Annotated in this window: 19 protein-coding genes and 2 tRNA genes; 9 read left to right on the top strand and 12 right to left on the bottom strand. The window is 62.4% G+C overall.

What is annotated here, in order from left to right:
- Window positions 1–6: 6 nt before the first annotated feature.
- The 3 genes from ACO08C_RS10780 to ACO08C_RS10790 all read left to right on the top strand — a co-directional run bounded on the left by ACO08C_RS10780 (window position 7) and on the right by ACO08C_RS10790 (window position 5,243).
- On the top strand, window positions 7–2,181 hold the full coding sequence (locus tag ACO08C_RS10780) for a M12 family metallo-peptidase (protein WP_421785553.1): 2,175 nt from the start codon (window positions 7–9) through the stop codon (window positions 2,179–2,181).
- Window positions 2,182–2,331: 150 nt separating this feature from the next.
- Window positions 2,332–2,408 (top strand) — tRNA-Arg (locus ACO08C_RS10785).
- A 276-nt stretch (window positions 2,409–2,684) separates the two neighbouring features.
- Window positions 2,685–5,243, top strand: a complete 2,559-nt coding sequence (locus tag ACO08C_RS10790) for an ATP-binding protein (protein WP_421785554.1) — start codon at window positions 2,685–2,687, stop codon at window positions 5,241–5,243.
- Between the two features lie 68 nt (window positions 5,244–5,311).
- Here the strand turns inward: ACO08C_RS10790 and ACO08C_RS10795 are convergent.
- Both ACO08C_RS10795 and ACO08C_RS10800 read right to left on the bottom strand, forming a co-directional pair.
- A tRNA-Gly gene (locus ACO08C_RS10795) sits at window positions 5,312–5,385 on the bottom strand.
- 185 nt (window positions 5,386–5,570) lie between these two features.
- On the bottom strand, window positions 5,571–6,587 hold the full coding sequence (locus ACO08C_RS10800) for a 2'-deoxycytidine 5'-triphosphate deaminase (protein ID WP_421785555.1): 1,017 nt from the start codon (window positions 6,585–6,587) through the stop codon (window positions 5,571–5,573).
- A gap of 110 nt (window positions 6,588–6,697) precedes the next feature.
- Here ACO08C_RS10800 and apaG point away from each other — a divergent pair, with 110 nt between their 5' ends.
- Entirely contained in the window at window positions 6,698–7,114 is a 417-nt protein-coding gene (gene apaG / locus ACO08C_RS10805; RefSeq protein ID WP_421785556.1) for a Co2+/Mg2+ efflux protein ApaG, read from the top strand.
- An 18-nt stretch (window positions 7,115–7,132) separates the two neighbouring features.
- The gene (locus tag ACO08C_RS10810; protein WP_421785557.1) at window positions 7,133–8,590 is read left to right on the top strand and encodes a TrkH family potassium uptake protein; all 1,458 of its coding nucleotides are present in this window, start codon (window positions 7,133–7,135) and stop codon (window positions 8,588–8,590) included.
- A gap of 17 nt (window positions 8,591–8,607) precedes the next feature.
- On the opposite strand, the gene ACO08C_RS10815 is transcribed toward ACO08C_RS10810, so the two are convergent.
- From ACO08C_RS10815 to ACO08C_RS10830, 4 genes are all read right to left on the bottom strand, one after another.
- Entirely contained in the window at window positions 8,608–8,826 is a 219-nt protein-coding gene (locus ACO08C_RS10815; RefSeq protein WP_421785558.1) for a hypothetical protein, read from the bottom strand.
- A gap of 190 nt (window positions 8,827–9,016) precedes the next feature.
- On the bottom strand, window positions 9,017–9,913 hold the full coding sequence (locus ACO08C_RS10820) for an Hsp33 family molecular chaperone (protein WP_421785559.1): 897 nt from the start codon (window positions 9,911–9,913) through the stop codon (window positions 9,017–9,019).
- Between the two features lie 5 nt (window positions 9,914–9,918).
- Window positions 9,919–11,100 carry an aspartate aminotransferase family protein gene (locus ACO08C_RS10825; RefSeq protein ID WP_421785560.1) on the bottom strand — a complete coding sequence of 394 codons (1,182 nt, stop codon included), beginning with the start codon at window positions 11,098–11,100 and terminating at the stop codon, window positions 9,919–9,921.
- 60 nt (window positions 11,101–11,160) lie between these two features.
- A complete protein-coding gene (locus ACO08C_RS10830) occupies window positions 11,161–11,976 on the bottom strand; it encodes an ABC transporter permease (RefSeq protein WP_421785561.1) in 816 nt (271 codons plus the stop codon).
- A 212-nt stretch (window positions 11,977–12,188) separates the two neighbouring features.
- Here ACO08C_RS10830 and ACO08C_RS10835 point away from each other — a divergent pair, with 212 nt between their 5' ends.
- Window positions 12,189–12,710, top strand: coding sequence for a GcrA family cell cycle regulator (locus ACO08C_RS10835; protein WP_421785562.1), 522 nt, complete (start codon window positions 12,189–12,191; stop codon window positions 12,708–12,710).
- A 3-nt stretch (window positions 12,711–12,713) separates the two neighbouring features.
- Here ACO08C_RS10835 and phoB read toward each other — a convergent pair whose 3' ends face one another.
- The 6 genes from phoB to ACO08C_RS10865 all read right to left on the bottom strand — a co-directional run bounded on the left by phoB (window position 12,714) and on the right by ACO08C_RS10865 (window position 19,798).
- On the bottom strand, window positions 12,714–13,400 hold the full coding sequence (gene phoB / locus ACO08C_RS10840; RefSeq protein WP_421785563.1) for a phosphate regulon transcriptional regulator PhoB: 687 nt from the start codon (window positions 13,398–13,400) through the stop codon (window positions 12,714–12,716).
- A gap of 14 nt (window positions 13,401–13,414) precedes the next feature.
- Window positions 13,415–14,110: a phosphate signaling complex protein PhoU gene (gene phoU, locus ACO08C_RS10845; protein ID WP_421785564.1), complete on the bottom strand. Its 696-nt coding sequence runs from the start codon at window positions 14,108–14,110 to the stop codon at window positions 13,415–13,417.
- Between the two features lie 19 nt (window positions 14,111–14,129).
- On the bottom strand, window positions 14,130–14,951 hold the full coding sequence (gene pstB / locus ACO08C_RS10850) for a phosphate ABC transporter ATP-binding protein PstB (protein ID WP_421785565.1): 822 nt from the start codon (window positions 14,949–14,951) through the stop codon (window positions 14,130–14,132).
- Window positions 14,945–16,681 (bottom strand): phosphate ABC transporter permease PstA, encoded by a 1,737-nt coding sequence (pstA, locus tag ACO08C_RS10855; RefSeq protein WP_421785566.1) that lies wholly within the window; start codon window positions 16,679–16,681, stop codon window positions 14,945–14,947. The genes pstB and pstA overlap by 7 nt, the downstream gene beginning before the upstream one ends.
- Entirely contained in the window at window positions 16,674–18,275 is a 1,602-nt protein-coding gene (gene pstC, locus ACO08C_RS10860; protein ID WP_421785567.1) for a phosphate ABC transporter permease subunit PstC, read from the bottom strand. Before pstC ends, pstA begins: the two co-directional genes overlap by 8 nt.
- Before the next feature lie 131 nt (window positions 18,276–18,406).
- Complete coding sequence (locus tag ACO08C_RS10865; protein ID WP_421785568.1) at window positions 18,407–19,798, bottom strand: ATP-binding protein; 1,392 nt, start codon at window positions 19,796–19,798, stop codon at window positions 18,407–18,409.
- 246 nt (window positions 19,799–20,044) lie between these two features.
- Between ACO08C_RS10865 and ACO08C_RS10870 the strand changes: the two genes are divergently transcribed.
- The 3 genes from ACO08C_RS10870 to ACO08C_RS10880 are packed head-to-tail and all read left to right on the top strand — an operon-like array spanning window position 20,045 to window position 25,974.
- On the top strand, window positions 20,045–21,433 hold the full coding sequence (locus ACO08C_RS10870) for an efflux transporter outer membrane subunit (protein ID WP_421785569.1): 1,389 nt from the start codon (window positions 20,045–20,047) through the stop codon (window positions 21,431–21,433).
- A gap of 9 nt (window positions 21,434–21,442) precedes the next feature.
- Window positions 21,443–22,732 (top strand): efflux RND transporter periplasmic adaptor subunit, encoded by a 1,290-nt coding sequence (locus tag ACO08C_RS10875; protein ID WP_421785570.1) that lies wholly within the window; start codon window positions 21,443–21,445, stop codon window positions 22,730–22,732.
- Between the two features lie 32 nt (window positions 22,733–22,764).
- A complete protein-coding gene (locus ACO08C_RS10880) occupies window positions 22,765–25,974 on the top strand; it encodes an efflux RND transporter permease subunit (RefSeq protein WP_421785571.1) in 3,210 nt (1,069 codons plus the stop codon).
- Window positions 25,975–26,086 lie beyond the last annotated feature (112 nt).

Genomic DNA, 26,086 nt, shown 5'->3' on the forward strand with positions numbered 1-26,086 from the left:
AGTGCGATGTTCAGGCAAATGGCGGCCGCCGCGATGGCGGCAATCCTGGCGGGTGCGGGTCACGCGCAGGACATGTTTTCGAACGTGCAGACACTGGCGAGCGATGCGGGCGATCCGGGCCGCATCGTGTTCGACCGGTTGTCGCCGGATGTGATGCGGATGATGCCGGGCGAGACCGTCCGGCTCAATTTCGGCGCGGGATATGTCGCCGCGCTCGATGAGATCCGCCATCAGGAGATGGGCGGCACGGTCTGGGCCGGGCGCCTTGAGGGAGACGGCATTGCCAACCGAGTCCTGATCACCGAGACGAACGGGCAGGCTTTCGGCCGGATCTCCACCCCGGACGGGGTGTGGCAGGTGGTGTCAATGGACGGGCGCCAGCAGATCGTGCGGGTGCCGTCCCTGTCGTCGCGATATCGAGCGGATGATACCGTCATTCCCTACGGATTGCGGGTCCTGACCGATACTGTGACCGCCGAGGATGCGCACCAGATCGCGGAAGCGGTCGCGGTCGGCTCCAACGGGACGATCGATATCGCCGTCTACTATTCGCAGAGCTTCTCTGATTTGTGGGGGATCGCATCCGGCGGGCGGGTGCAACATCTCATGGCCGTCCTCGACCAGGCGCTGATCGACAGCGACACCGGCCTGCGCGCCCGGCTGGTCTTCCACGGCGGGGTCACGCTCGACGATGACGATGCCGACCAAGCCCAGACATTGGCCAACATTTCCGGCATTGCGGATCCGCAGGAAGCGCCGACCATTACGCAGGATCTGTCTGCGGAACGCGGCGTGCGGACCTCGCACGGGGCCGACCTGATTGCGGTGTTGCAGCGGACGTCCGACGGACATGGCGGTTGTGGAATCGCCAATCTTCTGGGCGCTCTGGATGCAACGTCGGACGCCGGCGACATCAATGCGAACTGGGCGGATCAGGGCTATTCGGTCAGCGGCGACTGGTTCGACACGGCGGACAGCGGGTTTTGCTCCGACATCACCTTCGCGCACGAAGTCGGGCACAATATGGGCATGGCCCACAATGTGGAGAATTCCGGCGTCGGCACGGGCGTCCGGAATTATGCGAACGGCCACAGGGTGGACTGTGAGTTCGTCACGATCATGGCCTATCCGACCGGCTCGGGCGGCACGAATGCCTCCACTGAATGCCCGGCAGGCGCGTCGCGCAATTTTGGCGACGAACAGGAAGCGCCTTACTTTTCCAATCCCGAGCTGACCCTCTGCCCGGACGGGGCCGCCTGCGGCATCGCCGTGCCCAGCGGCCTCTTTTCGACACCGGCAACGGACAATCAGGACCCGGCCTACAATGCGCGCGCCGCGCGAGAGGAAAGCCTCGACATTGCCAATTTCCAGGCGGAGGCGCCGCGCGTCGTGTCGTCGGTCCTGCCGATCACCCGTTCGGTACAGAATGGTACGGCCGCGACGGCGTTCGCCACTGTGATCAATCCGGGCAGTTCGGGCAGCGATGCAACCGGTTGCCGCTTGCGGCTCGGCGGCAGTACGGCCAGCCAGTTCTCTTACCAGACGACGGATTCCGCGAATGCCCTGACCGGCACGGCGGACACGCCGGTGGATATTCCCGCCGGCGGCGTCCAGAGTTTCGTGTTTTCGGTCACTAGCGCCACGGATTTCGCCGATGATCAGGGGCTCAGCCAGGCTTCGGCCAACAATGAGACGAATTTGTTCATCGAGGCCTTCTGCACCAATCGCCGTTCGGCGGAATATGTGCTGGGGCTCAACACGCTGACCTTTACCTCGTCGCCCACGGCGGTGCCCGACATTGTGGCGCTCGCCGCATCCAATGACCCAGGCCGCGTGAATGTGCCGACCACGGGCAATATGGTCGGCGCTTTTGCGGTTGCGATCTCGAATGTCGGGGCGGCCGGCACGATCGACGTCTCCGCGGATACCGGCGGACAATCGCTCGCCATCCAGAATATCGAAGTTTGCCCGACCGACCCGAACACCGGCGCGTGTACCGCTGCCCGCGCTGCCACGACACAGGCGGCGGTGAGTGCCAACGGTACGGCGACGTTCGGCATTTTCGTGCGCGGCAATGGTGCGGAAATCGCCAATGATCCGGCGCGCAACCGGGTGTTCGTGCGGTTCAACGAAGGAGGTGAGGCGCGCGGGGCGACCAGTGTCGCGGTGCGCACCGAATAGCCGCTTGGAAGCTTGCCGAAGCGCCTTTGCCGGGGCCTTTCCGGCCGCTTCAAACGCGGCGCAGTGGAGCGGCATCTGCTGCCTTGCAATTTGAAAAACCCGAAGCTAGTTTCCGCGCCTCTTCGCAGGGGCTCCTGCGGATGACGGCCTGCACCGGTAGCTCAGCTGGATAGAGCACCAGACTACGAATCTGGGGGTCGGGAGTTCGAATCTTCCCCGGTGCGCCATTTTTTCGTTTGTCCTCCCTCGCCTCCGCTCGGTCGGTCCTCGCTTACGCTGCGGGCGGGCGGTCGCGCTTGCCGAACCCTTGCGTGTTCGAGGGCCGGATGGCACGAACTTCGGCTGGGCAAGCCCATTTTCTTCAATCTTCCGATTATCCGACGGACCACCGGCAACTTTCAGGCGGACGCGGCTGCGTGCGCTTACTTCCGCGAGTATTTTGTTAAGGCCCTGCCGACTAGTTTTCCACAGGCCGATTCGATGGTTGCACCGGGGACTGGCAGATGCCGGGTTCGCTCTCCTTCAAGAACCGCTTATTCATGGGTCCGCATCGCGAGGATGCGGATTTGCCCGACATGGACGAGGCCGCGCGTCAGGCGGTTGAGTCCCTTGAAGCCTATCAGATCGCGCTCGACCAGAATGCGATCGTCTCGGTCTGTGATGCCGACGGAAAAATCCTGCGGGTCAACGACTCCTACTGCAAGATCAGCGGCTATAGCGAGGCCGATCTCATCGGCCATCCCTATGAGGAGCTGATCTCCGACGAACACCCGGACGGGTTCTGCATGAGTATCCGCGAGGCGCTCGACAAGGAGCATGCCTGGCGCGGTGAAATCTGCATGCGGCACAGGGCCGGGCATGCCTTTTGGCTGGAGTCGATCATCTTCTCTGTCAATGGCGAGAGTCCTGCCGACAAGACCTATGTTTCGATCAGCTTTGACATCACCCGGCGCAAGCGGGCCGAAACCCTCGTCCGCCGGAGCGAGAGCCGTATGCGCCAAGCCTTGCTTCTGGCCAATGCCGAGGCCTGGGAAGTGGATATGACAAGCGGCAGGATGTCGCTGCCGACGGATCCGACAACCGAGCTGGGTTCGGCGTTGACCGGCGGGCGGACGATCGATCGGGTGTTCGAGAGGATCCACCCGCATGACCGGCGCATCGTGTCCGGCCATTGGCAGCGTCATGTCGCCGGCGGGCCGGCGGTCGATTGTGAGCATCGCCTGCGGCTGACGGATGGCAGCTATCGCTGGGTGCGCACGTTCGCGCGCGCCGAGACCAATTATGACGGCCAGCCGGTGATCTACGGCTTGACGCAGGATATCCGTGAGGCGAAGCGCCAGGAAGTGAAGCTCAAGCTGGCCGAACAAGAGGCCGAAGAGCGCTTCCGGCGCGAAGGCGTGCTGACCCATGCGCTGATTGATGCCATGGGCGATATGGAGCTTGACGAATTCCTGCGCCTGGCGGTTTCGGGGTTGATCAATCATACGCTCGATCTCGCGATCGAAGCCAAGGCCGGCGTGTTTCTGGCCGAACAGAAAGGCGGCGTTACAACACTGAAGCTGGCGCAGTCCCTGTCGCTGGGTACAGAGATTGAAAAATTATGCGCCGAAGTGCCGCTCGGGACTTGCCTGTGTGGCCGTGCCGCGCAATCACGCCAGGTGCAACACGCCGACTGTGTCGACGACCGCCACGAGATCAGCTTCGATCGCATGGCGCCGCACGGCCATTACAATATTCCGCTGCTGATCGGCGAAGAACTGATCGGTGTGCTGGTCGTCTACCTCCCGCACGGTCACCAGCGGGATGAGGGTGAGGTGGCGTATCTCAAGCGATTTGGGTCGATCCTCGCCATGGGCATCGACCGGCGGCGCCACCTGGATGCCTTGGCGCGTGCGCGGCGAACCGCCGAGGCGGCCGCGAAGATCAAGTCGGATTTCCTGGCGATGATGAGCCACGAGATCCGCACGCCGATGAACGGCATTCTGGGCATGCTCGAATTGCTGCACCGATCGGATCTGTCCTCCAGCCAAGCGAAATGGACCGAGATCGCCCGGCAGTCTGCCGAGACGCTTCTGAAAATCATCGATGATGTGCTCGACCTGTCGAAAATCGAGGCCGGCAAGCTGGTCATGGAAACGATCGCGTTTTCGCCGCGCGAAATGGTGTCGAGTGCCTACGAGCTGATGAAGGTCAAGGCGGACGAGAAGGGGCTGGCGTTCGACCTCGACATTGATCCCGGCGTTCCGGAGCGGTTCGTCTCCGACCCGACGCGGATCCAGCAGGTCCTGTTCAACCTCTTGGGCAATGCCATCAAGTTTACACCGCAAGGACGCGTTAGCTTGCGGGTTAAAGCTGTCGCATTCGGTCCCAATGGCGGGTTGCGCTTTTCGGTGGCCGATACGGGCATCGGCATTGATCCGGAACTCAAGGATCATCTCTTCGAGCCTTTCGCGCAGGCGGACGGTTCCACCACAAGGCAGTTCGGAGGAACGGGTCTGGGCCTGGCGATCAGCCGCCGGCTCGCCAATGGCCTCGGCGGATCCCTCGATTTCGCATCGATCCCCGGCGAGGGCACGACGTTTACGGTCGAGGTGCCCGCGCGGAGTGCAGCAGACAGGGTTGAACAGCCCGACAGGGTCGACGCCCCGGCGGCAGACCTATCCGAGCCTTTGCGGATTCTGGTTGCCGAGGACAATATACTGAACCAGCAAGTGATCCGGGGACTGCTGGAAACCGATCATGCGCTGACATTCTGTGCCAATGGCGAAGAAGCGCTCGAACTGGCCACGACCGAAACATTCGATCTCATTCTGATGGACGTTCACATGCCGAAGATGGACGGCGTAGCGGCCACGACCGCCATCAAGAAGAAGGGGGTTTCGGCCCCGGTCGTCGCGCTGACGGCGGATGCGGACGTCGGAAAGCCAACATCCCTTGCCGCCGGACCCTTCGACGGGGTGGTCGTCAAACCTTACAAAGTCCGCGCCCTGTTCGAAGAGATATCGCGGGTCCTCTCAGCTCGGCACGCCTGTGCAGCGGTTGGGCGGCGGGAAGCAGGATAATCGCGATCCATCGCGGCCGGTGCCCCGATGACGCCATACCCGGCGGCAAGAAGCCAAAAAATCGAGGCTGGAGCGGGTGAAGGGAATCGAACCCTCGTCTTAAGCTTGGGAAGCTCCTGCTCTACCATTGAGCTACACCCGCAACGCCCGACATCCTTATCGGCCAGCGAACACCTTGCAAAGGTCCCGATAGCGCCGGTTCATCACGTCACGATTATGGAGCGGCGTCAGGTCCTGGAAGCAGACATCGGTTTTGCGGGAACCGGTCCAGATGGCGGGCATGCCCGCCAGGACAGGTGCCTTATGGAGCCGAATTAACAAAATACCTCATGCCGGCATAAAATATTTCGCGAGCTTCAGCTTCTGAGCCTGATAGTTCGACTGGACCGTTCCGTAGGGCCTATCCGGTGCAGCCGCCATGGGCTCATAGACCAGCCGCGCCACCGGCTGGCCGTGCTCCAGGATAAACGGCACATCGCGGCCGCGGACCTCCAGAACGGCGCGGCCGCCGGTTCCGCCGGCTTCGGCCACCCCGAACCCGGGATCGAAGAACCCGGCATAATGCGCGCGGAACTCCCCGATTTCCGGGGCGATGGGGGCCATCTCAGCGGCTTCGTCCAGCGGTATGGTCACAGCCTCGCGCGAAGCCAGAATGTAGAATTCGCCAGGATCCAGCACGAGACGGTCGTCACGCGTATCGACCGGCTCCCAATAGTGCAATGGAGCGTGCGCCCCGATGCCCGCCAGGTCAATGAGCCCGGCGTGACGGCGTGCGCGCCAACCGATACGGCCGTCAAAACCCTGCAGATCGACCGACACGGTGACTTCGCGCGTGATCTTGCGCTCGCCGCGGCGGAAGCGGGCTTGTACCAGCCGGTCGCCGGGGCGGGCGAGAATGGAGAAAGTGCGCGGCGAAATCTCTACGTAAAGCGGGCCGGAATAACCTGCGGGTGCTTGATCAAAGGCGTTGGCATTGTCGGCGATCACGCGCGTGAACACGTCGATCCGGCCGGTCGAGCTTTTGGGGTTCATCGCAGCGCTGATATCCGCCGGAAGATCGAGCCCCTCGAGCAGCGGAACGAGGTAGACGCATCCCGTTTCCAGCACGGCTCCTGCCGAGAGGTCCAACTCATGCATCACCACGCCCGAATCGAGGACGTCCTTCACGGTGCGGTTCTGGCCCGGCAGGAAGCTTGCCCGCACGCGATAGGCCCGGCTACCGAGGCGCAGATCGAGGCTGGCGGGTTGAACCTGACCGTCGGCCAGCGCCTCGGCCGGGATCACGCGGCCATCGCGGGTGAGGGACAAGATCTGTGAATCGGGAAGGATGCCGCCGGCCGCCATGTGTGCCCCTGAAGCTCGCTCGTTCCGGTCTGGTTAGGCGAATTCGGGCGTGCGGGAAAGTGTGGAGCGCGGGACTTGAGCGCAAGCGCATTCGGGGTGATCATCGGGTCATGACCACCGTTTCCACCCGCCGGCGATATGAACGCGAGACACAAGGGGTAATTGTTCGCGTCGAGCCGGAATTTCTGGAAGATCAGTCCGATCCGGCTGCGCACCGTTTTGTTTGGGCGTATACGATTGAAATCGAGAATCGCGGCAGCGAGACGGTCCAGCTGGTTTCGCGGCATTGGTCAATCACGGATTCGACGGGAAAGGTGGAGGTCGTACGCGGTCCGGGCGTTGTCGGCGAACAGCCGGTGCTTGGTCCGGGTGACCAGTTTTCGTATACGTCTGGCGCGCCGCTGGAAACGTCATCCGGGTTCATGTGCGGCAGTTTCGAAATGGTGCGCCTGTCCGGCGACCGTTTTGATGCAATCATCCCGGCGTTTTCGCTCGACAGCCCGTATGAAACCACCAGCATTCATTAGCGCTCGGCTGGCCGCGGCATGAGCGAATCTGTCCGATCCGTCCTGTTCGTGCTTGGCATCATGGTGGCCAGCCTGGCCGCGGCGATGCTGATTCCGGCTTTGATCGACTTGAACGCAGGTGAATTGCAGAGTGCGGGTGCCTTCCTCTGGTCGGCGGCCGGCTGCGGGTTTTTAGGGTTGGCGATCGCGATGGCCGTGAATACGGAAAAACGCGACCTGACGACCCGCGCCGCCTTCCTTGTTACAGCGGGATCCTGGCTGGTCCTGGCGATCATCGCCGCGCTGCCCATGCGGTTTGGGGGGCATGGGCTGACCTTTATCGACGCGCTGTTCGAAGCGATATCCGGATTGACCACCACCGGTGCGACGGTTGTCACCGGACTCGATACGCGCCCGCCCGGCTTTTTGATGTGGCGCGCCATTTTGCAATGGATCGGCGGCATCGGCATCATCGTCACCGCCATGGCGATTTGGCCGTTGCTGGGCGTTGGCGGCATGCAGCTCTTCAAGCTCGAATCTTCAGACAATGCGTCCGAAAAAGTGCTGCCGCGGGCTGCTGAAATCGCTGCAGCGATTTCGCTGATCTATCTTTCGCTGACCCTGATCTGCGCCATGGCCTATGCCTTCACGGGCATGAGCGGATTTGATGCTATCGCGCATGCCATGACGACACTCGCGACGGGTGGCTATTCGACACGCGATGCGTCGCTCGGGGCGTTCACGGAAGGCGGGTCCGATGTTGTCGCGATGATCTTTATGCTGATGGCGGCGCTGCCATTTGCTGCCTATCTGATGATGGTGCGCGGCCGGCCCGCTGCGCTTTGGCGTGACCCGCAGATCCGCGGTTTTGTGACATTGGTCGTCGCGGCGATTGTTGCGATGGCGGCCTTTGTGGTCGCAGCGGACATCTACGAGCCCGCTGCCGGTATCCGGACGGCAGCATTCAATACGATCTCCGTCATCACCGGGACGGGTTATGCGACAGCCGATTTCGGCGTTTGGGGGGCACCGGCGACCGCCGCTTTCTTCGTATTGATGTTTGCGGGCGGTTGCGCCGGTTCCACGACCTGCTCGGTCAAGATTTTCCGCTACCAGATCGCTTTGCTGGCGATCCGCCAGCACATCATATCCCTGGCGCATCCGCGCGCGATCACGCCGTTGCACTATGGCGGCCGGCCGGTGCCGCCCGAAACGGTCTATTCCGTGCTTGGATTCCTGTTTGCCTTCATCGCCATCTTCACGCTGTCGTCCGCCGTGCTCGGCGCGATCGGGCTGGATACCACGACGGCGTTGTCGGGGGCGGCTGCGACGCTGGCCAATGTTGGTCCGGGACTGGGCGACATCATCGGTCCGGCGGGCACATTCCAGCCGCTGCCGGACGCTGCGAAATGGGTGATGATGGCGAATATGCTGATCGGCCGGCTGGAAGTTCTGACCGTGCTCATCCTGTTCACGCCGCGGTTCTGGCAGTCATGAATTGACCGTCAGTTGGCCTATGAGGGGTTGACCAGCAATCCGACCAGAAAAAAGGGGGCGGTGTAGAAGGACACGAAACCGCCAATCCATACGCAGCCGGTTGCCACGTTTTCAATGAAGCGAGACGGGCCGGTCGCCGCCACGGTGCGCCGCGCGAAAACCACTCGTGCAGCGGCGATCGTTACCCCAATAAGGGTCACCGATGCCGCAAATATGAAAAGCGCCCCCGCGAACATGTGCCCATCGCATTTTTGTTTGCAACCTATGCTATCAAAACTACAGAGATGTCGCAATTCATAGATGAGATGAGGCAGGCGCTACCGAGCCGCGGCCGGACGCTGCGAGATGAGTGATGATGAAAAATTTGCGGAGCGCGGGCCGGAGGGTCTGACGGTGCCGATCCCGCACACGCCGCGCTTCTGGCCGTCATGATTTGACGGCTGCCACCTCTTCCGGCGTGAATTCCCACAGGCGATTGCAATATTCGCAGGTCATACCGATTGTGCCGTTTTCCTGCATGTCGGCCTGATCGTCGTCGGAAAAACTCGCAAGGACCCTGACAAGCCGTTCGCGGGTGCAGGGGCAATGCTTGCGCAGACGCCGCGGCTCGAGCAGGCGTGCGCCGTCCTCATGATACAGGCGATAGATCAGCGTCGCGGCGGAGATATCCGGATCGATGAGCTCGTCGTCCTTGATGGTTTCGAACAAGGCGCGGCAATGATCCCAGTCTTCGACGGGATCGCCGCGCGCCTCGTCAGCGGCAATCTGCTGGATCACCGCGCCGCCGCCGCGCCAGACCGAGCCGCCACCCGTTTGCAGGCTTTCGCCGACGGCCAGCGCGATCCGCGTCGGGGTTTGTTCGGATTGCTCGAAATAGCGTTCGGCACATTGCGCGAGCGTGTCGCCTTCAAGTGCGACGACGCCCTGATAACGCTCCATGCCTTCGCCAGGATCGATCGTCATGGCGAAAGCGCCTTTTCCAAGCAGTTCCGGCACCCCGGCGTCGTCCGCGACGGCTTTGCCGTTGAATTGTGCGAAGCCGCGCACCGCGCCGCCGCTATTCCATTCGGCCACCACAAAGCCGACCGGACCGTCGCCATTGGCCTGGATGATCAGACGCCCGTCGAATTTCAGGGAATCGCCGATCAGCGCGGCCAGAATGACGGCTTCTCCCGTCAGGCGCCGAACCGCCGCGGGGTGATCGTGTGCTGACACAATGTCCTCAAGAACCGCGCCCATGCGCACAATCCGCCCGCGGGCCGCGTGCCCGTCGACCTGGAAGACGGCGACAATGTCGTCGGTTTCACCGAGGGGGTCGGACATGAGGTCTATTTGGCGACATCCGCCAGGGTGTCGTCGAGGATGGAAATTGCTTCGCTGGCGTCGTGCTCTGTGATTATCAGCGGCGGTGCCAGTCGTGCGACATTGTCGCCGGCCGCGCCGATCAGGAGGCCACGCTCGCGGGCCTTGCCGACGAAATCCCGACTGACGAGGCCGTCGACGAGGCGGAGCCCGACCAGCAAGCCCTTGCCGCGGACTTCCTGGACAATGCCTGCATGCCGGTCGGCCAGCCCGCCGAGCTGTTGTTTCAGGAAATTCGAGACATCGACCACATGGTCCATGAAGCCCGGTGCGGTGAGTTCGTCGAACACGACATTGCCGACCGCCATAGCCAGCGGATTGCCGCCGAATGTCGAACCGTGCGTGCCGACGACCATGGGCGCGCCTGCCGCCTCTGTGGTCAGGCAGGCGCCCATCGGGAAGCCCCCGCCGACACCTTTCGCCACTGCCATGATGTCCGGCTGCGCGTTCTCCGCCCATTCATGGGCAAACAATTTGCCGGTGCGGCCTGCGCCACACTGAACCTCGTCATAAATCAGCAGCAGGCCGTGCTCGTCGCACATTTCCCGCAGGCCGCGCAGGCATTGTTCCGGAAGCGCGCGAACCCCGCCTTCGCCTTGGACCGGCTCGACGAGGATGGCCGCGGTTTCCTCGGTGATGGCGGCTTTCAAGGCGTCATGATCGCCGAACTCGACCTGGTCGAATCCTTCCATGCGGGGGCCGAAGCCTTCGAGGTATTTCGGATTTCCACCAGCATTGATGGCGCCATAGGAACGGCCGTGGAATGCGCCGGTGAAGGTGATGATCCGGTAGCGATGCGGCTCACCCTTGTCGAAGAAATAGCGGCGGGCGGTCTTCAACGCGGCCTCGACGGCTTCTGTGCCGGAATTGGTGAAGAAGACGCGGTCGGCAAAGGTGGCGTCAGTATACTTCTTCGCGAGCTCGATCTGGCCCGGAACCTTGAACATGTTCGACAGGTGCCAGATCTTGTCGGCCTGCGCCTTCAGTGCCGCCACCGCCTTGGGATGATGATGGCCGAGCGCATTTACGGCGATCCCGGAGATGAAATCGAGATACGCCTTGCCTTCGCCCGTGTAGAGACGGACGCCTTCACCGCGCTCGAAAACGAGATCCGGCGGGGCATAGGTGTCCATAAGCGGTGCGGGCATGGCAGCATCTCCCTGTGCGTGATGGCAGCGATATGAGACGCTTCCTCTAGGCGTCCGGCGCTAACTCTTCAAGCGCCAGCCTGAGCGCAGCACACGATAGGAAACCGTCAACAAGACGATGTTGAGCACCAGGACCAGAATGATGCCGGTGATGATGCTGCCATCGGCGTGACCGGTGAAGCCGTATCGGAAGCCGTCGATCATGTAGAAAAACGGATTGATGTGGCTCAAAGTGTAGAAGGGCTCGGGCAGAACCTCGATGGAATAGAAAGTTCCCGACAAGAATGTCAGCGGTGTAATGATGAAATTCGTGATCACCGCGATATGGTCGAATTTTTCGGCCCATACGCCGCCGATCAGACCGACCATGCCGAGCAGGGATGCGCCGGTTATGCCGTAGAACAGGATTGCCCAGATGTGGTCAGGCCGCAGATCGACGAAAAACGCCATGACGACCGCCGTCGCAATCGCCACCACGACGCCGCGCGTCACCGCACCGGCGATGAAGGCGATCATCAATTCAAGCGGCGACAGCGGTGGCATCAGGAAATCGACCGAATTGCCCTGCACCTTCGACACGAGAATGGATGAAGACGAGTTCGCGAAGGCGTTCTGCAGCAAGCCCATGAGAATGAGGCCCGGCGCGAGGAATTCCGAGAACGGGATGCCGGCGATATCGCCGCGCCGGTCACCGAAGGCGAGATTGATGACCGCGAAAAACAACAGGGTCGTCACAACGGGTGCGAAGATGGTCTGGAACATGACCTTCCAGAAGCGCTGCACTTCCTTGCGGTACAGGGTCCAGAGCCCGAGCGTGTTGAGCGCGCCGAAACGGCGCGGCTGGGGTGCGGATGCATTCGGGGCGGGTTCGGTCATAGCGGCGGACCTAGCACGGCGGCGCCGTGTGGGCGAGCCTCGAACCCTGACGCTGCTGCAAACGAATCAGCTTTCCACAGGCGAATCAGCCCCTGCATCTTGTGGCAGGCGAAGTTCTCGATACTGTATCTCGTATCGGACACAACATATTGCGGTCGGGCGAGGTGAGTACACTTCCAATAGTATGATCGCGGGATTGGCGGAGCACTTAGATGGCTTGGACGGACGAGCGCGTGGAAGAATTGAAGAAGCTGTGGGCGGAGGGCCTGTCAGCCAGCCAGATCGCCAAGAAAATCGGCGGTGTGACGCGCAATGCGGTGATCGGCAAGGTGCACCGGCTGGGTTTGTCAGGCCGCGCCGCGCCGTCACGGCCGTCCAGCCGGCCGGCGCGGGCGCCGAAACCGCGTGTCGCGGCCAGCACGCCTGCGAAGTCGAAGGTGCCGGCACCGCGCAAAGCGGTCGAACCAACTGTGACGGCACCAGATCCCGAACCGCTTCCGAATGGCGAGTTCGCGACGGTGCTGACGCTCAAAGACTCGATGTGCAAATGGCCCCTGGGTGATCCGGCGAGCGGCGATTTCCGTTTCTGCGGTCACCGGACGAAGGCCGGCGATGCGTACTGCGAAGCGCATTCGCAGATCGCCTACCAGCCGCAGCAGAAGCGCAAGCGCAAGGCCGCCGATGCCAATGCGGCGCTGGACGCGCTGCAGGCGACGCGCCGGGTGAATTTCTAAGACTTACTGCAGATCGAGCGAATACCCGGCCGAACGGACCGTTCGGATCGGGTCGGTCTGTCCCTTGGTATTCAACGCCTTGCGAAGCCGGCCGATGTGTACATCGACGGTGCGGACCTCGACATAGACGTCGGAGCCCCAGACGGCATCGAGCAATTGTTCGCGCGAAAATACGCGGCCAGGATGCTGAATGAGATAATCCAGAAGGCGGAACTCGGTGGGGCCGAGATGGATTTCCTGGCCATCGCGACGCACACGGTGCGCGACCCGGTCAATAATGATGTCACCATAGGTGACCTTGTCTTCCGCCAGGCCCGGCCGAATCCGCCGCATCACGGCGCGGATGCGGGCGAACAGCTCGGTCATGGAAAAAGGCTTCACGACGTAATCGTCCGCTCCGGTATCCAGTCCGCGGATTCGGTCGGCCTCTTCGCCGCGCGCCGTCAGCATGATGATCGGCACATTACGGGTTTCCGAGCGGTTGCGCAGCCGCCGGCAGACCTCGATGCCCGAGAGTTTGGGCAGCATCCAATCGACGAGTACGAGATCCGGAGTCGATTCCTCGGCCAGCATCAGCGCTTCTTCGCCATCGCCGGCGACCGTGACCTGATAGCCTTCCTTCTCGAGGTTGTATTGCAGCAGAGTGGAGAGCGCGTCTTCGTCTTCGACAACAAGAATATGCGGGTCCATGCCGGTCTCCCTGGCTAGGCGGCGTCGGTCGGCTCGCGACGCGTGTCGCGGTGCAGCTCCGCACCGGTTACGAGATAATGGATCATCTCGGCGATGTTGGTGATGTGATCGCCGATGCGTTCGAGATTCTTGGCCACGAACAGCAAATGAGCCGACGCCGTAATGGTTCGCGGGTCTTCAATCATGAAAGAGAGGAGTTCGCGGAACAGGCTGTTATAATGCTCGTCGACTTCCTCGTCGGCCCGGCAGACGGCAATGCTCTCCTCTGCGGAGCCAGCCGCGAACGCATCGAGCACGCGGTGCAGATTTGTCACCACGAGACGTCCCATACGCTCGGCGCTGCGCGTCAAATCAAGCGGCTCGGCCTTGTTCAGCTCATGCACGCGGCGCGCTACGTTTTTCGCGAGGTCGCCGATCCGCTCCAGATCGCCGGCAATCCGGTAGGCGGCGATTGTGGTGCGGAGGTCCGAAGCCATCGGCTGGCGCAGGGCGAGCATACGGATGACGCGGCGTTCGATCGCTGTCTCCAGCGCATCGACGTCGCGGTCGCCGGCGACGACCTTGTCAGCGAGTTCAGGATCGCGGCGGATCACGGCTGTGAGACAGTCCGCGACCTGGCTCTCGCAAAGACCGCCCATGCGGGCGATCTCGTCAGAAAGCGCGTTGAGTTCTTCGGAATAGGCGCGGACGGTGTGTGAGGGGGTATTCATCCAGATTGCCTTTCAACCGCTAGCCGAACCGGCCGGTAATGTAATCTTGCGTCCGGCTGTCGAGCGGGTTGGTGAAAATCGCCTCGGTGGGTCCGTATTCGACCAGGTCACCGAGATGAAAAAACGCTGTCATTTGCGAGACGCGCGCGGCCTGAGCCATCGAGTGAGTCACGATGACGATACAATAATTCTCGCGCAGCTCGTCGATCAGCTCTTCAATCTTCGCCGTAGCGATGGGGTCGAGCGCCGAGCACGGTTCGTCCATCAGGATGACTTCCGGGCTGACGGCGATCGCACGGGCGATGACCAAGCGCTGCTGTTGGCCTCCCGACAAGCCGGTGCCAGGCTGATCGAGCCGGTCCGAGACCTCGTCCCACAGTCCCGCCTTTCGCAGGCTGGTTTCAACGATCCCGTCGAGTTCGCTCTTGCCGCTGGCGAGGCCATGAATGCGCGGTCCGTACGCTACATTGTCGTAGATCGACTTCGGAAACGGGTTCGGTTTCTGAAAAACCATGCCGACGCGCGCGCGCAAAACGACCGGATCGACGGCCCGGGCGTTGATTTCCTCGCCATCGATCAGGATCGATCCGTCCGTCCGCGCAATGTCGATCGTCTCATTCATGCGGTTGATGGTCCGCAGGATCGTCGATTTCCCGCAGCCTGACGGGCCGATGAACGCGGTCACCGACCGGTCCGCAATCTCCAGATTGACGTCGCGCACGGCCTGTTTCGGCCCGTAGTGCACATTCACATGCCGAAGGGCGATCTTGCCCGAAAGGTGGCGGGTCTCATCATGGTAGACGGTTTTGGCGCGGGTTGTGGTCTCGGACATTTCTACCATCTCCGTTCGAACCGGCGGCGAAGGAAAACCGCGATCGCGTTGAATATGATCATCAGGGCCAGCAGGACGAGAATAGCGGCGGCCGTGCGCGGCTCGAACGCGCGTTCGGCGCCGTCAGACCATAGGAAGATCTGCACTGGCATAACCGTCGCAGGCTCGGTGAGGCCGGACAGCGAAAGGCTGGGCGTGTCGGCGACGAAGGCGACCATGCCGATCATCAAAAGCGGTGCAGTTTCGCCGAGCGCCTGGGCCAAGCCGATGATCGATCCTGTCAGGATGCCAGGGGCGGCCAGCGGCAAGACGTGGTGCATCACGGTCTGCAGCTTCGAGGCGCCGACGCCCAAGGCGGCCTCGCGAATGGAGGGTGGCACCGCTTTCAGGGCGGCGCGCGACGAGATGATCACCGTCGGCAAGGTCATCAGGGCGAGGACCATGCCGCCGACCAGCGGGGCAGACCGCGGCAAGCCGAACAGGCTAATAAAGACCGCCAAGCCCAACAGGCCGAACACGATGGACGGCACCGCGGCGAGATTGTTGATATTCACCTCGATGAAGCCGGTAAGCCGGTTCTTCGGCGCGAATTCTTCCAGATAGACCGCCGTCGCCACGCCAATGGGCACGGCGAGGAACATGGTCACCAGCATGGTCAACGCCGACCCGATGATCGCGCCCAAAACGCCGGCCAATTCAGGCTCGCGGGAATCGGCATTGGTGAACAGATAGGTATTGAAGCCCGCGGTCACGAGGCCGCGTTCGCGCAGCGTTTCGGCCCAGGCGATCTGGGCGTCGCTGATGCGGCGTTCGGCTTGCGGAACGGTGAGGGTCCAGATCCGCCAGTCGCGGCTTGGCGCCGTGCTGTCCAGCGCGACCAGGACACGGCCCTCGGCTGATCGGCCGCTGTCGCCAATCCGCTCAATCAAGACGATGCCGCCATTGATACGGACGAGCCGGCTTGGCAATTCAGGTGACATCTCGACCGCCTCGCTTCCGGGGCTGGCCAATGCGCTGAGATTTTCGGCCTCCGCCCGGGCGAGCGCGGCTTCGCGCTGCAATCGCTCGGCGGCATCGCCGCTGGCGGAACTTTCCGCGCGCCGCGCATAGCGCTCACTGCGGTTTTCAAGCTCGGCGGCGCGATCGGTCAACCGCTCGCGGATGTCGGACACGATCGGCGAAAACACGTTGGCATTCGCGAAAATCGTGATTGTGCCATTGGTGCCCGAGGGAGTGGCTTCAAGCGCCGGCGCGATTTCGCTGGAACCGGTCGTCAGCCCCTTGAGATAGAGGTCGGCGTCATCAGAGATCGGGAATGTGAAATCGACCGTTTGCCCTACAAGGCCGGGGTCGTCGAGAACTCGGTCAAGAAGGCGGGCCGAGTTGAGCGAGGTATAGAGGCCGAACAGCTCACGCAGTTCCGCACGCGTTTCGATGCCGGGAAAAACCTCCCGCAGCGCTTCCTGGAGAAGACTGCTGTAGGCACCTCGGCGAAGCGATGCCTCGCTTCGGTCTCCGGCAGGATCAATCCGGGCCGGGTCGAGCTCGATCCGCAGCGTCAGCTCGTAGGCGCGAAAAGCGGGAATCGACTGAATCGTGATCGAGCCGATCAACAGGATCAAAACCGAAATCGCGGCGGTGATCGCCAGGATGCCGAACATCCGGAATCGGCCTTCGGCGCGATAGCGGCGCGCCAATCGTGCCTTCACGGCCGCGCGGATATCCTTCCGGTCAGTCATACTTTTCCCGATATTTCTGGACGACGCGCAGCGCGATCACATTGAGCGCGAGGGTGAAGACAAACAGAACAAGGCCAAGTGCGAAGGCCGACAGGGTCTTGGCGCTGTCGAATTCCTGATCACCGGTCAGCAGCATCACGATCTGCACGGTGATGGTCGTGACCGATTCCAGCGGATTGGCTGTGAGATTCGCGCCCTGTCCGGCGGCCATGACAACGATCATGGTTTCGCCGACGGCGCGGCTGATGGCGAGCAGAAACGCCCCGACAATCCCCGGCAGGGCGGCCGGCAACACAACCTGTTTTACGGTTTCCGACTTGGTCGCGCCCATTGCATAGGCACCGTCACGCAGGCTTTGTGGCACGGCGTTGATGACGTCGTCGGACAGCGATGAGACGAAGGGTATGATCATCACGCCCATCACCAGGCCCGCGGAAAGGGCGGATTGCGTGACGGCGCTTTCGAAACCCGCCCACTGTGCCGCGGCGCGGATGGCGGGGCCCACGGTTAGGAGCGCGAAAAAGCCGTAGACGACGGTGGGGATGCCGGCGAGAATCTCCATCACCGGCTTGACGACGTTGCGGGTCCGCTGGCCGGCATATTCGGACAGGTAGATCGCCGCGAACAATCCAATCGGGCCCGCCACCATCATAGCAATGACGGTTATCATAAAGGTGCCAGCAAACAGTGGCACGGCTCCGAATGCGCCGGACTGGCCGACCTGTTCCGCGCGGATCGCGATTTGCGGGCTCCATTGCGTGCCGAACAGGAATTCATCGAGACGCCAGTCGATCGCTTCGAAGAACCGCAGGGATTCAAACAATAGCGAGGCGATGATCCCGACCGTCGTCAGGATGGCGATTCCCGAACAGAAGATCAGGAATCCCATGAACGCGGATTCGACGCGGTTACGGGCGCGGAATCCGGCGCGGATACGTGAGCGGGACCAGGACAGGCCGGCCAATGCGAGGATGAGCGCCAGGGCCGCGCCGCCATAGCGAAGCGCGGCATCCGCCGGACGGAAAACCGCCGCAGCTGCCTCGGTTTCGGGCGTGACCCGGCTGGGTTGACCGCCGAATGCAAGGGCCCGCGCATCGCTCAAAAACAGCTGCTGGCGCTCCTGGGGCAGGGTGAGATATCGAAACCCGGCCAGGCTCAGCGCGGATCGCCCGTCGCTGTTGGCGGAGCGAATAATGTCGTCGACCAGTTGATAGCGGCGTTCCGACAGGCGGGCACGGGCGCTGGCCTGCTGGCCGAGATCCGTCGCCGTATCCAAATCGCGTTCGGCGGCGATCAAAAGATCATCGGCGGCCTGGCGCGATTCAAATTCGGCGATGAGGGGTGCCGCCGCGCCTGCCAGGCGGGTTTCCACATAGCTGCCGGTTAGCATGTTGCCGAAGACCGCGATGACAGCGACGAGCAACAGCGCCGGCATGCCGGTCCACAACGCGACGAAATAGCCGTGATAGTTCGGAAGGGAGTGGAGCGGGATCGTTCCACCGCTGGCGGTTCGCAGCGCTCGCGACCGGCCGAGGTAGAAGGCGGCCGAAATCAGCACGAGCAAACTCAGGAGCAGCAGGGCATTGATCGGCATCGAAAAACCAAAACAGATCCAGGACGGCGGGCCGCCGTGACGGGTATTGATGGGTCCCCTAGCAGCCGCTTCACGGCGCAGTTATGTCATTTTGATAACAGTTTAATGACGCGGACCGCGATTGGTGGGGGTCAGCCCGGCACAGCTGGCGGTTTGGCCGGTACGGCGGGGATGCACACCGAGAATATCGAGCCTTCGCCCGGCAGGCTTTCAACGTAGAATCCGCCGCGGTGACGGCTGACAATATGCTTGACGATGGCCAGGCCCAAACCGGTGCCTTCCTTGGGCCCGCTCTTTTGACCATCGATGCGGTAGAAACGTTCCGAGAGCCTCGGCAGGTGACGCCGTTCGATTCCCTTGCCGGCATCGCGAACCCGCAACATCGCGTAGCGCCGTCCGGGCGGCAGCGCCGGATTGGCGATGGTCAAGCGGCCGGCCCTGGGGCCCAGCGTGTTCGTCAACCGTTCGATATCCTCGCGGCCGATATCCGCATGTATGTCGCAGATGATCCGCGTGCCGCTCGCGGAGTATTTGATCGCGTTCTCGATCAGATTCTGCGCGATTTCAAACAGCTGGTCACGTTCGCCAATGACATTGGCGGACGCATCACCTTCAAAATCGACGGCGATGGCTTTGGCGTGTGCCTGCGGTGTCAACGAATCGATTGTGTCCTGCGCCATTGCGGCCAGATCGGCTTCGCCACTGGGGGGCACGTGTTCGTCCATTTCGATGCGGCTTAGCGACAGAAGGTCGTTGATCAGGCGGCGCATCCGTTCGGTCTGATCCTGCATGATGGTCAGAAACCGGTCGCGCGCTTCGATATCCTCGCGCGCATGGCCTTTCAGGGTTTCGATGAACCCGGCGAGCGACGCCAGCGGGGTGCGCAATTCATGGCTGGCATTGGCGAGGAAATCGCCCCGCATCCTTTCAGCCCGTTTGCTGGCGGTTTCATCGGCGAGTACCAGCAGGGCGCGCCAGGGAAAGGCGCCGCCATCGACAATTTTCAGCGGGATCACGTGGACCCGGACATGGCTCTCGATCGGAGCGAATGTCGAATATTCCACCAGCCGGCCGGGCTCGCCGCGCAGCACACTGCTGACAGCCTCAAGCACTTTGGGCTGTCGCAGGGAGGCGGACAACAGGCCCGATTCCGCCCCGAGGCCGAGGAATTCATGGGCGGACGGGTTTGCCCGTTCGATCCGGCCCCCCGGTCCCACGAGCATGACCGGGAAGGGCAGGCTTTCAAGTATGTCGTGCGCCGGCGACCGATCGGCGGGCTCCGCTGTGGCGGGCTCGGAATCCGCTTGGTGAGGGGTTCGTGCGGATGCGGTGGTGGAGACCACGAGGAAATAGATGAGCGACATTGCCGATATCGCGGCGATGGCAGAGAGCGAGACCCAAATATTCATCGCGGCGGTCAGCCCGAGGATCAGCAGAACGGCGATCGAAATCAGCGTCAGCGCGATCGTGTCGCGGCGGCGCAGGCGCCGGCCCTCGAGTTCCGGAGGCGTTTCGTTGCTCAAAATTCACTCGCTTCGTGGTCAAGCGAGGCACATAAGGGCCGCAATCGCCTTGGCAATCAACCGCTTCGGCTTAAACCGCCTGCGCCGGCCCGGGACTGGAAACGCGGCTGTTGGATAGTGATATTCGAGAGGGTTTTCATGATTTTCGATAGAGGTTTAGTGTTTTTCGATAAATTTTTGTTGACATTCGAAAAGCGGCTTTTAGGGTGCATCCAATCCCGCCGCTTCCGGCATCAAGAGTGCAAGATGATCAAAAGAACACTCCTTCTTTCGGCAACGGCGCTTGCCCTTGCTTCATGCGCGTCAACTGGTCAGGTCCCGCGCGCATCCGACGTCAATGCTTCGGCCCCCGCGAGCTGGGCGTCGGGCGGCATGGCGGACACCGTTTTCGTCGATGACTGGGTCGCGACGTTTGACGATCCGCGTCTGCTGCAACTGGTCGATGAGGCCGTTACCGAAAATCCGAGCCTCCTGGCGGCCGAAGCGAGAATTCGTGCGGCTCGCGCCAGCGCCCGCGCGGCCAATGCCGGCCGGCTGCCAAGCCTGAGTGCCGATCTGTCGGTCACGCAGCGCGAGACCGATGCGTCCAGTTCGACCGCTTACGGCGCGGGATTGGGTGTCAGCTGGGAAGCCGATCTTTGGGGCAGCCTGGGTGCCCGCGCGCGCGCTGGCGTGCTGGAGTTCGAGGCGACCGATGCCGATTTCGAAGCCGCGCGCCTGTCAGTCGCCGGCCAAGTCGCCCGCGCCTGGTTCCTGCTGATCGAAGCGCGCTTGCAGACCGAGCTCGCGCAGCGCGATGTCGAAGCCAAGGAAAACTCGCTTGCGCTGATCGAGCGCCGCTTCTCCGCAGGTGTGTCGCGGTCGTCCGACGTTCGCACATTCCGCTCGGCGCTGGCGTCGAGCGAAGCGGTTCTGGCCTCGCGGCAGCGCTCGCAGGCCGCCGCCGCCCGCAATCTTGAGATACTGCTCGGCCGTTATCCGGCCGGCGCCATCCCGCACGATGCCGATCTGCCCGAATTCGCGAACTTGGCCGGCATTGGCGCGCCGGGCGATTTGCTGTCGCGGCGCCCCGATCTCATTGCCGCCGAGGCCCGGCTGGAAGCAGCCGGTCTACAGGCGGTGATCGCGCGCAATGCCTTGCTGCCCAGCCTCACCTTGCGGGGTAATGCCGATACCGGCGGTGCCGACCCGTCCGATCTGCTGGATCTGGATACGGTCGTGGCGACGCTGGTCGGCGGGCTGACGGCTCCGATCTTCAGCGGCGGCGCGCTGCGCGCGGAACGCGATCGCGCGGCTGCGGCTGCGGAGGCCGCGTTGCGGACCTATGCCGGGACGGTGTTAGCCGCCTGGCGGGAAGCTGAGGACGCCATCTATGCCGACAGCGTCCTGGCCGCGCGTGTTGACGCGCTCCAGACCGCTTTTGAGCAGGCGGCAGCTGCAGAGGAGTTGGTGATCCGTCAGTACGGGTCCGGTCTGGCGACGGTGTTTGAACTGCTGGACGCCCAGAGCCGTCGGTTTGCCGCGGAAGGCCAGTACATCTCGGCGCGCCGTGAGCGCGCCACGAACCGCGTTGATATTTATCTTGCGATCGGCGGCGATTTCGACGCGCCCGATCTGCGGAACCTGGAGGGATAGGAGGTCGTCATGGGCCGTATCGTTTTATCAGTTCTGATTTTTGCGGGCGTCGCCGTCGTCTTCGTCCTCGCCTATATCGCCCTGTTCGCCTCGGCGCCACAGCCGGAGCGCGCCAATGCCGAGCCACGACCGGTGGCGGTGTTTGCCGCACCGGTCGAAAATACCGATGTGACCTTGCGGGTTTCCACGCAGGGTGAAGTCCGGCCGCTGATCCAGATCAGCCTGGTTCCGCAGGTGTCGGGCCGCATTGTCTTTGTGAATCCGAACTTTATCGAAGGCGGTTTCTTCGAGGCCGGTGAGACGCTTATCCAGATCGAGGACGCCGATTACCGGCTTGCCGTGACGCGCGCCCAGGCGCAGGTTGCGCAGGCTCAGCAGGCTCTGGTGCGTGAGCAGGCAGAAGCCGATCTGGCCGCCGCCGAATGGGAACAGCTGGGTGAAGGCCAGGCGTCATCGCTGACGCTGCGCGAACCGCAGCTTGCTCAAGCGCGCGCGTCGCTGGCAGCCGCGCAAGCGCAGCTGCAGGAGGCCCGTCTGAACCTTCAGCGGACGCGCATATCGGCACCGTTCGCTGGCCGGGTCCGCGCGAAGTCAGCCGATTTGGGCCAGTTCGTCGCGCCCGGCACGCCGCTGGGTGAAGTGTTCGCCACCGATGCGGTGCAAATCCGTTTGCCGCTGACCGATGACGAGTTGGCGATGCTGAACATTCCCGTGGCGTTCCAGGCGACGGCCGACAATCCCGGACCGCAGGTCCGCGTGTCAGCGACGTTGGCCGGACAATATCGCGAATGGCATGCTGAACTGGTCCGCACAGACAGCGCGATCGATACGCAGACCCGCGTTCTCTACGGCATTGCCCGGATCGACGATCCCTACGGCGCAGCCGCGGAAGCCGGCGGGTCGCCGCTTCCGGTCGGCCTGTTTGTCGATGCGGAGATTGAAGGCCGTACGGTCAGCGGTGCCTATGTCTTGCCGCGATCCGCTCTACGGGGGTCCAGCACGGTTTATGTCGCCGAAGAGGGCGGGCTACTGAGCATCCGTAACGTGAGTGTGATCACATCCAGCCCGGAACGTCTGGTAGTTTCGACCGGCGTGACGACGGACGACATGGTTGTGACAAGCCCGATCCGCGCGGCCAGCGACGGGATGCGGATCCGGACATTCGACCAGGATGGCGAGATCGTTGAAGGCCGCTCGGCGACATTGCCGACCGGTGGCGACGAGACTGAAGAAGATGGCGATGAGGCCGCCTCGGGTGAAACCGATGGTGACGCCCAAGTTGCCAGCGCGACCGAGTAAGGCCGCATAAAACCGCGAGCGAGGAGGCGGTCATGACTGATCCGAAAGTGGAAACCGAACATAAGGGCATTATCGCCTGGTGGGCTGCCAATGGTGTTGCGGCCAACCTGTTGATGCTGGTGGCGATTGTCGGCGGTATCCTTGGTTATCTCTCCATGACCCGGGAAGTCTTCCCGACGGCCAGCTTCTCCGGGGCGACCGTTTCGGTCGCTTGGCCGGGTGCTTCACCACAGGAAATGGAAGAGCAGATAACGGTTCGGATCGAAGAAGCAGTCTCCTCAGTTGACGGGATCGAGACCATCACCTCGACCTCCCGCGAGGGCAGCGCCTTCATCAATATCGAAGGTACCCGCACCGTCGATATGCAGACCTTCATCAATGAGATTGAGCAGCAGGTAAACTCGGTCAACAATCTGCCGCCATCTTCCTTCCGCCCGATCGTCAATCAGTGGCGAAACGAGGACCAGGTCGTCGGTTTCGCGGTTCATGGCAATGTCGACCGGCGCGAATTGCAACGGTTTGCGCGCGATATCCGGGACGAGGTGGCGGCCGATGTGCCCGGGGTGTCGCTGGTCCAGGTGTGGGCGACCCTGTCTGAAGAAGTCGCGGTTGAAGTCGATGAAAGCTCGCTGCGCCGCTACAATCTGACGTTCGACCAGGTCGCGCGCGCGCTTCGCAATTCTTCGCTCAATGCTTCGGCCGGCCAGGTGCGCACGGAGATCGGCGACGTATCGCTGACGGCGCGCCAGCTCGGCGACACGGCTGAGGATTTCGAGAACATCGTCGTGCGTCAAACCGCCGAAGGCGGCACGATCCGCATCAGCGACATTGGCAGTGTCACCGACGGTTTTATCGATGCCAACCTGATCGGCACCTTCAATGCCGAGCCGATGGCGCTGGTCGTGATCCTGACCAGCCCCGGTATGGATGTGGTCGATGTTTCCGACGGTGTCGAACGCTTCATTGCGGAACGGCAAGCGACGTTGCCGGAAGGCGTATCGCTATCGCTGTGGTGGGATTCTTCCGAGCTCTATGAGGGCCGGATGGCGACGATCTTCAATTCGGCGACCTTCGGTATGGCGCTGGTGTTGTTGACGCTCGTGCTGTTCCTCCGGCCGATCGTGGCTTTCTGGGTTACCGTCGGTATTGGTACGTCCTTCCTGGGCGCCTTCCTGCTTTTGCCGATGTTCGGTGTGACACTGAACATGTTGTCGCTGTTCGCTTTCCTGATCGTGATCGGGATTGTCGTGGACGACGCGATCATTGTCGGCGAAAACATTCACAACAGGGTTGAACGCGGCGAGACGGGACTCACGGCTTCCGTGGTCGGTACCCAGATGGTGATGAAACCGGTGATCTTCGCGGTTATCACCACGATCCTGATGTTCGCTCCTTGGATGATGCTGTCGGGTCCGGAAGTGCAATTCACGCGACAGATCTCACTCGTGGTGATCGCGGCGCTGGTCTTCTCGCTGATCGAATCGCTGCTGATCCTGCCGGCTCACCTGAGCCACATGAAGCCGCAGAAAATGACGGGCTTCCTGGGACCGCTCCTGAAGTTCCAGAGAGCGATCGCGGACTCGATGATCTGGTTCGCCCGGCATGTGTACCGCCATGTGGCCGTCTTCGCCGTCAAACAGCGCTATGCGACGCTGCTGTTCTTCATCGGGCTGTTCGGCCTGGCGATTGTGCTGCAAGCCACCAACCGCGTCGGCAATGTGTTCATGCCCGAGATCGAGAACGATACGATCCAGGTCAACATTCAGCTGGCGGAAGGCACGGCCTGGCAACGCACCGAAGCCGTGCGGCAACAACTCGAACATGCCGAAGAGGAAACACTCCTCTATTACCGCGACCAGTTCCCGGGTGAAATCGACATGATCGAGAGCCGCTCGACGCTGGCGACCGATGGCCGGGTCCGTGCCTGGATCACTCTGGCACCGCCGGAGGAGCGTCCTGGCGGATTGTCGACCCGAGAGGTGGCGCAGCGGATGCGTGAGCTGCTCGGGCCGATTCCGGACGCCGAGGAAGTGCGCCTCGACACCAATATCAATGATGGCGGTGCGGGACTGCGCTTCGCGATCTCCGGCCAGGAGCTCGACGAGCTGCGCGAAGCCGCCGATGAGCTGAAGGAGCATTTGCGGTCATACGACACGCTCTACGATGTCGTCGACAATCTTCAGTCGTCTGCCGAGGAGCTGCAATTCACGCTGCGCCCGGACGCCCAGGCCTTGGGGATCACGCTGGCCGATGTGACGCGTCAGGTCCGCCAGGCTTTCTATGGCGAGGAAGTCATGCGGCTGCCGCGCGACGGCCAGGATGTGCGGGTCATGCTGCGCTTCCCGACCGAGGCCCGGCGGTCCCTGGACACGCTGCGGAACTTCCGTATCCGGACGGCCGATGGGCGCGAAGTCCCGCTGACAGCGGTGGCGGATGTTGAGTTCGCACCGGGTCTGAACCGGATCAACCGCCGCGATCGCATGCGGACGATTACGGTCAGCGCGGAGTTGAGCGATCCGGCCGCCCGCCGTGAAATCGCACAGAGCATGGACGACAACTTCTGGGCAGTTTGGGAAGAACGCCATCCTGGCGTCAGCCGCCAGGAATTCGGGCAGGCCGAGGGTGAAGCCGAGTTCATGGCCGAGCTTAGCCGTCTGGTGATCCTGGTGCTCGGTGGCATTTACATCCTGCTGGCGGTTGCCTTCCGGTCGTATACGCAACCGGCACTGATCCTGATCGCCATCCCGTTCGCCTTTGCGGGAGCGGTGTTCGGTCACCTGTTCTTCGGAATGCCCTTTGCGCTGTTCTCCTGGTTCGGCGTGGGCGCTGCGGCCGGGGTCGTCATCAACGACAATCTCGTTCTCGTGGACTTCGTGAACCGGTTGCGCGCCAATGGCGTGGGCGCTTTCCAGGCCCTGATCGATGCGGGGGTTCAACGCTTCCGTCCGATTATACTGACATCGGTCACGACCTTCCTGGGCATCCTGCCGATGATGGCCGAGACCTCGACACAGGCGCAGTTCCTGAAGCCGATGGTGGTTTCGCTCGGTTTCGCGATCACCTTCGCCCTGTTCCTGACGCTCCTGCTGGTGCCGGCGCTTTACGCGATCGGCGTCGATATCCGCCGCTTCTTCCTCGGCATCTGGACCGGCAAGAAGCAGCCTAGCATCGGCTCGACCTACCACGAGACAGCCGATGGTTCGCCGGAGACTGATGTCGGCAAGATCCAGCCGGCTGAATAGGCCTTGTTGAGACTGGCCAGTCCGACAATCGGGCTGGCCAGTTCTCTACTGGCCGGTAGTATCCGATCATCTTTGCAATTCTGCCGGGCGATTCCGGCATCGAAAGGGACTT

This window comes from Hyphobacterium sp. (assembly GCF_965229905.1).
Lineage (GTDB): Bacteria > Pseudomonadota > Alphaproteobacteria > Caulobacterales > Maricaulaceae > Hyphobacterium.

Coding starts and splice junctions, on each gene's coding strand:
- phoB (WP_421785563.1), bottom strand. CDS start 13,400: ATGGACCCGCATATTCTTGTTGTCGAAGACGAAGACGCGCTCTCCACT.
- pstA (WP_421785566.1), bottom strand. CDS start 16,681: ATGACTGACCGGAAGGATATCCGCGCGGCCGTGAAGGCACGATTGGCG.
- ACO08C_RS10820 (WP_421785559.1), bottom strand. CDS start 9,913: ATGTCCGACCCCCTCGGTGAAACCGACGACATTGTCGCCGTCTTCCAG.
- ACO08C_RS10800 (WP_421785555.1), bottom strand. CDS start 6,587: ATGGCGGCCGGCGGCATCCTTCCCGATTCACAGATCTTGTCCCTCACC.
- pstB (WP_421785565.1), bottom strand. CDS start 14,951: ATGGTAGAAATGTCCGAGACCACAACCCGCGCCAAAACCGTCTACCAT.
- ACO08C_RS10810 (WP_421785557.1), top strand. CDS start 7,133: ATGAGCGAATCTGTCCGATCCGTCCTGTTCGTGCTTGGCATCATGGTG.
- ACO08C_RS10875 (WP_421785570.1), top strand. CDS start 21,443: ATGGGCCGTATCGTTTTATCAGTTCTGATTTTTGCGGGCGTCGCCGTC.
- ACO08C_RS10825 (WP_421785560.1), bottom strand. CDS start 11,100: ATGCCCGCACCGCTTATGGACACCTATGCCCCGCCGGATCTCGTTTTC.
- phoU (WP_421785564.1), bottom strand. CDS start 14,110: ATGAATACCCCCTCACACACCGTCCGCGCCTATTCCGAAGAACTCAAC.
- ACO08C_RS10790 (WP_421785554.1), top strand. CDS start 2,685: ATGCCGGGTTCGCTCTCCTTCAAGAACCGCTTATTCATGGGTCCGCAT.
- ACO08C_RS10780 (WP_421785553.1), top strand. CDS start 7: ATGTTCAGGCAAATGGCGGCCGCCGCGATGGCGGCAATCCTGGCGGGT.
- ACO08C_RS10830 (WP_421785561.1), bottom strand. CDS start 11,976: ATGACCGAACCCGCCCCGAATGCATCCGCACCCCAGCCGCGCCGTTTC.
- pstC (WP_421785567.1), bottom strand. CDS start 18,275: ATGCCGATCAATGCCCTGCTGCTCCTGAGTTTGCTCGTGCTGATTTCG.
- ACO08C_RS10835 (WP_421785562.1), top strand. CDS start 12,189: ATGGCTTGGACGGACGAGCGCGTGGAAGAATTGAAGAAGCTGTGGGCG.
- ACO08C_RS10880 (WP_421785571.1), top strand. CDS start 22,765: ATGACTGATCCGAAAGTGGAAACCGAACATAAGGGCATTATCGCCTGG.
- ACO08C_RS10870 (WP_421785569.1), top strand. CDS start 20,045: ATGATCAAAAGAACACTCCTTCTTTCGGCAACGGCGCTTGCCCTTGCT.
- apaG (WP_421785556.1), top strand. CDS start 6,698: ATGACCACCGTTTCCACCCGCCGGCGATATGAACGCGAGACACAAGGG.
- ACO08C_RS10815 (WP_421785558.1), bottom strand. CDS start 8,826: ATGTTCGCGGGGGCGCTTTTCATATTTGCGGCATCGGTGACCCTTATT.